The organism is Salinivibrio sp. MA427 (assembly GCF_001996115.1).
In the GTDB taxonomy this organism is placed as follows: Bacteria; Pseudomonadota; Gammaproteobacteria; order Enterobacterales; family Vibrionaceae; genus Salinivibrio; species Salinivibrio costicola.
In genome coordinates, this window is the sequence record NZ_MUFH01000148.1 from 1 (window position 1) to 6,203 (window position 6,203).

Consider the following 6,203-nt stretch of genomic DNA (forward strand, 5'->3'; position numbering starts at 1 on the left):
CCCCAACCGCGTTCAAGATCGCAGTGGCTTGTTTTGCTGCCGCTTTGTGACTAACTTTGTTGATCAGCAAAGGCATCATCACGTTTTCGAGCGCGGTGAAGTCGGCCAACAAATGATGAAACTGATAAACAAATCCTAAGGTTTGATTGCGCAGTGTCGCCTGTTGTGACGCCGACATCGCACTCACCAATGCATCCTCAATCCAAACATCGCCCTCGCTCGGCGCATCAAGCGTACCAAGCGTGTGCAATAGCGTACTTTTCCCCGAGCCGGATGACCCCACAATCGCCACCAGCTCGCCCGGGGCTATTGTCATTGACACCTGGTTTAACACACAGGTTGATTGCCCACCTTCTTGATAGGTTTTACTGACACGGTGGCAGGACAACAAAGATTTACTCATAACGCAGTGCCTCAGCAGGGTGAACAGATGCCGCTTTAAATGCAGGGAATAAGGTTGCCAACACGCTTAGCACAACGGCTAAGCCGAGTATCATGGCAACTTGAAACGGATTAACAACCACAGGCAACGCTAAGCCGTTACCCAATAGACTCACGCCGAATATCGCCATGATTTCGTTGATGTATGATGCAATCAATACACCAAGCACGCCCCCAATGGCAGCACCAACCAGACCACTTAAACTGCCTTGAGCGATAAAGACAGCCACAATGTCTCTATCTTTCATGCCCAGTGTTTTTAAAATCGCGACCTCGGATTGTTTTTCCATCACCACCATGATCAGCGCGGAAATGATGTTAAATGCCGCCACCACAATGATCAGACTCAGCATCAAACTCATCATGTTTTTTTCCATTTTCACCGCTTGAAAGAGCTCACCACGCCAACGTCGCCAATCGGTCCAGGTGGCAGGATCGGCCTTGGGTTTAAGCTGGGTAATCGCAAATGGATCATCTAAAAATAACCGTAAGTCGTTCGCTTGGTTTGGGGAAATACCACTCAGTTTTGCGACATCTTCAATGTTGGCCAGCATCAACTGGTTATCGACATCCGTGCCAGTATGAAAAATCCCACCTACGGTAAATAAACGTTGCGCAGGGATCCGACCGATGGGCGTAAAACGACTAGCACTGGTGACCATGACTCGGACCGAATCTCCGACCCGTAATTGCAACTCAGATGCCATCGCGCGCCCTATCATCACTTGATAGCGTCCCGGACGCAGTGCCGACATCTCACCTTGCAAAAGGTGGGACGCCAGCGGCTCTGTCGCCTTCGGATCAATCCCTTCAAGTAAACCGGCACTGAGGCCATTACGGCTTTGAATCACCGCATCGGTGGTTTTTATCGGCGCGGTATCGACCACATGCGGCCACTGCTCTATGGTCGATGGTGTCGATCCTAACTGGCCATTGGCGATAATCGCATGGGGCAACACCCCTAAAATACGGCCTTTGAGTTGGGCTTCAAATCCATTCATCACCGATGACACCGTAATCAACGCCAATACACCGATCGCGATCCCCGCGGTAGACATCGACGAGACAAAACGCCCAAAGCGGTCGGCTGAACGGCCACGCAAATAGCGCAGGCCAATAAACACCGACAAAGGTTGATACATAGCACACCTAGCTTATTGTTTTGATTCGCTGCAAGCATACCTGTCCAAGTCAGGCTCGCCAAGTTATCCGCCGCATTTAACCCCCTCTGGATGATACAAATCCATGCCTTTAGGGCGAGAAAGTATCGCTAACCTTTACCTCTCGGTAAGGGTGCGTGATAATCATGAATACAACAGCAATGTAAAGGCACAGTGATGAGCCAAGACGAATACTTCTCTGTGCGAGCGGCCATGCGGATAAATGTGGAGCCTCTCGCCGACAATCAACCGCAACCGGACGCGGATGGCTTCATCGCGGAGATCCCCGCGCCATTTCGCTTGGCGAGCCAATGCGGCCAGCTTGATGCTGACGTGGAAAAGGATTTACAGTCGATTGACCCTAATGACGCGTCAGCATTGTTCCGCATTTTGCAGACTCAAAACGAAAAGCTCACACTGATGATGGGCTACATGCTCAGCCATGAAGATCAGCCTTCTCGCCGCTTTATCACCCATACCTTTGGGGCGAGTCGTTTTTCGTACCTGAGTCCATCGCCGTTAGCACTTGGGGTACATGCGCGCGTCAAGCTGTTCCTTGATCATCCACCCACAGCCATTTATTGCTACGGCGTGGTGACCGATTGCGAGCATCACCAAGAAGACGATGGCAATCAGCCTCWCTATTTGATCCAAATCCAGTACACACGGTTATTGGAAAACCGCTCTACGCTTTCACTCTGCCCACGGGCCCCGGCGACGTTAAACACCTTGGTAACCTAGCAGGGGCCGCGCTTCCGCTAGCGATTGCAACCTTAACCCAACAGCATGCGGGCCCGGTTTTTCTATTGGTCCCGGATAACCAAACCGCAGTGCGATTACAGCCGGCCATTCGCCAGTTCACCCAAGGTGAGTGCGATCTTTTTCCCGATTGGGAAACGCTGCCGTACGACAGTTTTTCGCCCCACCAAGATATTATCTCGGCACGCCTATCTTGCTTGTATCAACTGCCGCACCAGAAAACGGGAGTATTAATCGCACCGGCCAGTACGGCACTGCAACGCGTCACACCAAGACAGTTTTTGCACCAACATGCGTTGATGGTGAAAAAAGGCGATATTCTTTCGCTTGAAAAGCTGCGTGACCAACTCACCGATGCCGGCTACCGCCATGTTGATCAGGTGATGGAACATGGTGAATTCGCCAGCCGCGGCTCCATTCTTGATTTATTCCCAATGGGCAGTGACGAACCCTATCGCATTGACTTTTTTGATGATGAAGTCGATACCATTCGTCAATTTGATCCGGAAAACCAGCGCTCAACCGGCGAACTGACTCAGATCCAATTACTGCCGGCTCATGAGTTTCCTACCGATGATGCCGCCGTCGAATACTTTCGCGGCCGTTTTCGTGAACACTTTGAAGCGCGCCGAGAGCCTGAGTCGATTTATCAGCAAGTCAGCAAAAAAACCTGGCCAGCGGGGATCGAGTATTGGCTGCCGCTATTTTTCGAGCAAACCGAAACCTTGTTCGATTATTTGCCTGACAACACACTTATCTTATCGGTCGGCGATATCGATGCGGCGATCAGCCACTTTGAAGCAGATGTCGCCAACCGCTATGATCAACGCCGTGTTGATCCGCTGCGTCCACTGCTTCCTCCCGATGCACTATGGCTGAGCAAAGACACCCTGTTTGCGACACTCAAACAGTACCCTCGGCTTAAGCTTGAAAGTGACAGCGTCACAGAAAAAGCCGGACGCGAGAATCTGGATATCTCGCCACTGCCGTCACTGACCGTTAACCACCAAGCGAAAGAGCCGTTAGCCGCATTGCGTCAATTCAGCGAAGCGTATAGCGGTAAGGTGATTTTCTCGGTCGAATCGGAAGGTCGACGCGAAGCATTGTTGGATTTACTTAGCCAAGCGAAAATCCGCCCTATGGTCGCAGATGGCTTATCCGAAGCCCTATCACAACCCGGTCGTTTTGGTTTAATCATCGGTCCGGTAGACCAAGGCTTTATTGATAACCCGCGCCAATTTGCCCTAATCTGCGAAAGTGACATGTTCGGCGAGCGCGCCGTGCAACAACGCCGACGCGAAAAACGCAAACAAACCGTCAGTAATGATGCGGTGATCCGCAGCTTGGCAGAGCTCAAACCGGGACAAGCAGTGGTTCACCTTGAGCACGGTATTGGCCGCTATCAAGGTTTGCAGACCTTAGAAGCCGGCGGCTTAAAAACCGAATACATGACGCTCGAATACCAGCAAGGAGCCAAACTGTATGTGCCTGTCGGCGCATTGCATTTAATTAGCCGTTACTCTGGTGGAGCGGAAGACACCGCACCTATCCATAAATTAGGCGGCGAAGCGTGGGAAAAAGCCCGTCGCCGTGCGGCCGAAAAAGTCCGTGATGTCGCCGCAGAGCTTTTGGATGTCTATGCCAAACGCGAAACTAAGCCAGGCTTTACCTTTACTCACGACAAAGAGGCCTATCAAACGTTTCGGGCCACCTTCCCGTTTGAAGAAACCGCAGATCAGTCCCAAGCGATTAATGCGGTGTTATCCGACATGTGCCGCCCGATCGCCATGGATCGCCTGGTCTGCGGCGATGTTGGCTTCGGCAAAACGGAAGTGGCAATGCGGGCGACGTTCCTCGCCGTAAACAACAGTAAGCAAGTTGCTGTATTAGTGCCAACCACCTTGCTCGCGCAACAGCACTTTGAAAACTTCCGCGATCGATTCGCTAACCTGCCAGTGCGGGTTGAAGTGCTCTCACGTTTTAAATCCGCCAAAGAGCAAAAAGCAATCATGGCCGATTGCGAAGCCGGCAAAGTCGACATACTGATCGGCACCCATAAGTTACTGCAATCCGATGTCAAAGTACGGGATTTAGGCTTACTGATTGTCGACGAAGAACACCGCTTTGGGGTACGTCAAAAAGAGAAAATCAAAGCCATGCGTGCCAATGTTGATATTCTCACGCTCACCGCCACACCGATTCCCCGGACACTCAATATGGCCATGAGTGGCATGCGTGATCTGTCGATTATTGCGACCCCGCCCTCACGACGCTTAGCGGTGAAGACTTTTGTCCGCGAGCGCGAAGACAACTTGATCAAAGAATCGCTCTTGCGCGAAATCATGCGCGGGGGGCAAGTGTACTTTTTGCACAACGATATCGAGACAATAGAAAAAACCGCGAATGAAATCAGTGACATGATCCCTGAAGCTCGCGTGACCGTGGCGCATGGGCAAATGCGCGAGCGTGAGCTAGAAAAAATCATGAGTGATTTCTATCACCAAAAGTACAATGTATTAGTGTGTACCACCATCATCGAAACCGGCATCGATATTCCCTCAGCCAACACCATTATTATTGATCGCGCCGATCACTTTGGCTTGGCGCAGCTTCATCAGTTGCGTGGCCGGGTTGGACGCTCACACCACCAAGCCTATGCGTATCTGCTCACGCCACATCCAAAACGCATGACCAAAGATGCGGTCAAACGACTCGACGCCATTGCCGCGCTGGAAGATTTAGGGGCCGGTTTTACTCTCGCGACGCAAGATTTGGAAATTCGTGGGGCGGGCGAGTTATTGGGCGATGAGCAGAGCGGCCAAATTCAATCGATTGGCTTTACCCTCTACATGGATATGTTAGAGCAAGCGGTTGAAGCCTTAAAAGAGGGCAAAGAGCCAAGCCTAGATGCACTGCTCAATGAACAGACCGACATTGAATTGCGGCTACCTGCCCTATTACCGGATGACTATATTCCGGACATTAATATGCGCCTATCGATGTATAAACGCATTGCCAGCGCCAAGTCCAACGACGACATGAACGAGCTGCAAGTCGAGCTGATTGACCGCTTTGGATTACTGCCTGATGCGGCGAAGAACCTCCTCCACATTCAGCAACTGAAAATACGTGCCGCGAGCCTAGGCGTGAAGAAGATCGAGGCCAGTGAACGGGGTGGCTTAGTGGAGTTTCATGAAAACGCGCAAATTGATCCCGGATTTTTAGTGGGACTGTTACAATCTCGCCCAGATAAGTTTAAGTTTGACGGGCCAACTAAGATCAAGTTTGTCGAAACGCTCACCGACCGACGCGAGCGGATGAACTTTATTGATGAGCTGTTGACTCAATTTGCGAGCCATCAGTTAGTCGCCTAGTGCGTCAACAAACCCAATGAAAGGCGGCTGACAACGTCGCCTTTCATTACCAATGGAGTAACCAGTGAGAAATCATCAACGTCCCGCGAAAGATTGGCGCTCAGCCGCAGGCCTAAAAGGACTTGTGGTGTTATTACTGTTGTCATTAAGCCAGCCCGTCTGGGCTAAACGGCTTTATGATGTCGAATTAATTGTTTTTAAGCGCAACCAAGATCCTGCAAGCGTAGAAGAAAACTGGCCATCGCAAGACAGCGAGAGCAGTGTGAGCCGCGGCGTGCCAGTCACCAATCAACGCGCGTTACAAGACGCCGGGTTAACGCCATTGTCACCTAACCAATGGCAACTTAACGATGCCTACAACAAATTAAAAAACCATGCAGGCTTTACGCCCATGGTTCATGTGGCATGGCGCCAAGATGACAGTGGTCGAGCGGCACTGCCTTTACTACGAGTGATGGCAGGAAAAGAC

Annotated in this window: 5 protein-coding genes; 3 read left to right on the plus strand and 2 right to left on the minus strand. The window is 51.2% G+C overall.

Features of this window, described 5'->3' with window-relative positions; all coding sequences use genetic code 11:
* The coding region (locus BZG79_RS10180) for an ATP-binding cassette domain-containing protein (RefSeq protein WP_199877714.1) at positions 1 to 403 on the minus strand (403 nt) is incomplete at its 3' end.
* Positions 396 to 1,583 (minus strand): lipoprotein-releasing ABC transporter permease subunit, encoded by a 1,188-nt coding sequence (locus BZG79_RS10185; RefSeq protein WP_021022816.1) that lies wholly within the window; start codon positions 1,581 to 1,583, stop codon positions 396 to 398. The genes BZG79_RS10180 and BZG79_RS10185, both read right to left, overlap by 8 nt.
* Positions 1,584 to 1,778: 195 nt before the next feature.
* Here BZG79_RS10185 and BZG79_RS10190 point away from each other — a divergent pair, with 195 nt between their 5' ends.
* From BZG79_RS10190 to BZG79_RS10200, 3 genes are all read left to right on the plus strand, one after another.
* Positions 1,779 to 2,342, plus strand: coding sequence for a hypothetical protein (locus tag BZG79_RS10190; protein ID WP_077774323.1), 564 nt, complete (start codon positions 1,779 to 1,781; stop codon positions 2,340 to 2,342).
* Positions 2,273 to 5,734, plus strand: coding sequence for a transcription-repair coupling factor (mfd, locus tag BZG79_RS10195; protein WP_199877715.1), 3,462 nt, complete (start codon positions 2,273 to 2,275; stop codon positions 5,732 to 5,734). Before BZG79_RS10190 ends, mfd begins: the two co-directional genes overlap by 70 nt.
* 64 nt (positions 5,735 to 5,798) lie before the next feature.
* Positions 5,799 to 6,203 (plus strand): CsiV family protein (locus BZG79_RS10200; protein ID WP_242414157.1); only part of this gene is annotated, 405 nt, incomplete at its 3' end.